The following is a 2,532-nucleotide window of genomic DNA, read 5'->3' as shown; positions in this document are numbered from 1 at the left end:
ATGAAGGTCTGCTCGATACCGGACAGGCCCTTGATCAGCTTGTTGTGCAGTGCGCGGATGCGTTCGCTCTCGGCGCCCATTTCCTCGCGGGCGATACGGAAGGCCTCGCCCATGCCGACGATCTGGTGCACGGGCAGCGTGCCGGAGCGCATGCCGCGCTCGTGGCCACCGCCGTGCATCTGCGCTTCCAGGCGGATGCGCGGCTTGCGGCGCACGTAGAGAGCGCCGATGCCCTTGGGGCCGTAGCTCTTGTGCGAGGCCAGGCTCATCAGGTCGATGGGCAGCTTGGCCATATCGATAGCGACCTTGCCAGTGGCCTGCGCCGCGTCGACGTGGAAGATGACGCCGCGCTCGCGGCACAGGTTGCCCAACGCGACCACGTCCTGGATGACGCCGATCTCGTTGTTGACGTACATGACCGAGGCCAGGATGGTGTCCGGGCGCAATGCCGCCTTGAACACTTCCAGATCCAACAGACCGTTTTCCTGCACATCGAGGTAGGTCACCTCAAAGCCCTGACGCTCCAGCTCACGCATCGTGTCGAGCACGGCCTTGTGCTCGGTCTTGACGGTGATCAGGTGCTTGCCGCGCGTCTTGTAGAACTGCGCGGCGCCCTTGAGTGCCAGGTTGTTGGACTCGGTCGCGCCGGACGTCCAGACGATCTCGCGCGGGTCGGCACCGATCAACTCGGCCACCTGCACGCGCGCCTTCTCGACCGCCTCTTCCGCTTCCCAGCCCCAGGCGTGGCTGCGGGACGCCGGGTTGCCGAAGTGCTCGCGCAACCAGGGAATCATCGCGTCCACCACGCGGGGATCGCACGGCGTCGTCGCGCCGTAGTCGAGGTAGATCGGGAAGTGCGGGGTCATGTCCATGGAACGACTTCTTTTGAGTTCTTGGTCTTACTTGCTGAACGCGCCACCGAGATTGCCACCCAGGGCAAAGACCGAGTTCGGCGCCGTGACGCGGATGGGCTTGAGCACCGGCTGGCTGGAGATGGCGCGCTTGACCGGCGCCGCCTCGACCTCGAAGCCCTTGGCCAGTTGCTCATCGGCGAGCTTGCGCAGGGAGACGGAATCGAGGTACTCGATCATCTTGGCGTTCAGATTGGTCCAGAGTTCATGGGTGATGCAGCGGCCGCTGTCCTCGCCCATGCAGTTTTCCTTGCCGCCGCAGCCGGTGGCGTCCAGCGCCTCGTCCACGGCGACGATGATGTCGGCCACGGTAATGTTCTCGGCCTTGCGGCCCAGCGAATAACCGCCACCCGGGCCACGGGTGCTTTCCACCAGTTCATGGCGACGCAGCTTGCCGAAGAGCTGCTCCAGGTAGGAGAGCGAAATCTGCTGCCGTTGGCTGATCGCCGCCAGGGCCACGGGGCCTGTATTCTCGCGCAGCGCCAGGTCCAGCATCGCGGTGACTGCAAACCGGCCTTTGGTAGTGAGACGCATAAAAACTCCTTAGCGAGTGGCACGACCAGGATTTGTCCTGGACAAATGATTTCGGGTTAACCCGGCACGCCCAGACAATACCCGAGCGAATCATTTCCGATGATTTTACTCGACTACTCGGCCACTTCCTATGGCCGCCAGGTATCCCTAGGTTTCGGCAGGTTTTTTGCTGCGGCGCAGCAGCTTCAGCGAACTGGACCTGCCTTTCGAGCACTGTCCAGGGGCACGATGTTGTCGTGCACGCGGGCGCCGAAGGCCTGCTCGCGCAGTTGAGCCAGTTGATCGCGCATCCGCGCAGCCTGTTCGAACTCCAGGTTGCGGGCGTGTTCCAGCATCTGCTTTTCGAGCTGGGCGATACGTTTGGCCAGATCCTTCTCGGACAAGTCCTCGACCTTGGCCGCGGCCAGCAATTTGGCATCGTCTCGGCCGGATTCGGCCGAATAGACGCCGTCGATCAAATCCTTGATGCGCTTTTGCACGCTGCGCGGCGTGATGCCGTTTTCCTCGTTGAAGGCGATCTGCCTGGCGCGCCGGCGTTCGGTCTCGCCAATGGCCTTGCGCATCGACTCGGTGATGCGGTCGCCGTACAGGATGGCCTTGCCGTTCAGGTTGCGCGCGGCCCGGCCGATGGTCTGAATCAGGCTGCGCTCGGCGCGCAGGAAGCCTTCCTTGTCGGCATCCAGGATGGCGACAAGCGACACCTCGGGGATATCCAGCCCTTCGCGCAGCAGGTTGATGCCCACCAGCACGTCGAAAGCGCCCAGTCGCAGGTCGCGCAGGATCTCGACACGCTCCACCGTGTCCACGTCGGAGTGCAGATAGCGCACCTTGACGCCGTTGTCGCTGAGGTAGTCGGTCAGTTGCTCAGCCATGCGCTTGGTCAGGGTCGTGATCAACACGCGCTCATGCACCTCGACACGCAAGCGGATCTCCTGAAGCACGTCGTCGACCTGATGAGTGGCCGGCCGGACCTCGACGAGGGGGTCAACCAGGCCCGTCGGCCGCACGACCTGCTCCACTACCTGCCCCGCGTTGTCCTGCTCATACTGCGCCGGCGTGGCCGACACAAAGATGGCCTGACGCATCT

General features: G+C 63.5%; 3 protein-coding genes. All 3 read right to left on the bottom strand.

Features of this window, described 5'->3' with window-relative positions:
* Nucleotides 1-872, bottom strand: an 872-nt coding sequence (locus ACXJKR_RS29620; protein WP_457325890.1) for an aminotransferase class V-fold PLP-dependent enzyme, incomplete at its 3' end; no start/stop codon positions are given.
* 27 nt (nt 873-899) lie between these two features.
* The gene (gene iscR, locus ACXJKR_RS29615; protein WP_056196893.1) at nt 900-1,445 is read right to left on the bottom strand and encodes a Fe-S cluster assembly transcriptional regulator IscR; all 546 of its coding nucleotides are present in this window, start codon (nt 1,443-1,445) and stop codon (nt 900-902) included.
* Between the two features lie 185 nt (nt 1,446-1,630).
* Nucleotides 1,631-2,532 (bottom strand): helicase-related protein (locus ACXJKR_RS29610; RefSeq protein WP_457325889.1); only part of this gene is annotated, 902 nt, incomplete at its 5' end.

Source organism: Roseateles sp. P5_E11 (genome assembly GCF_054049355.1).
The sequence above is the reverse complement of the archived record's forward strand: the minus strand, read 5'-3'. Positions and strand labels throughout refer to the sequence as shown.

Excerpts from the sequence above, each read along its gene's own strand:
- iscR (WP_056196893.1), bottom strand. The coding sequence starts at position 1,445 with ATGCGTCTCACTACCAAAGGCCGGTTTGCAGTCACCGCGATGCTGGAC.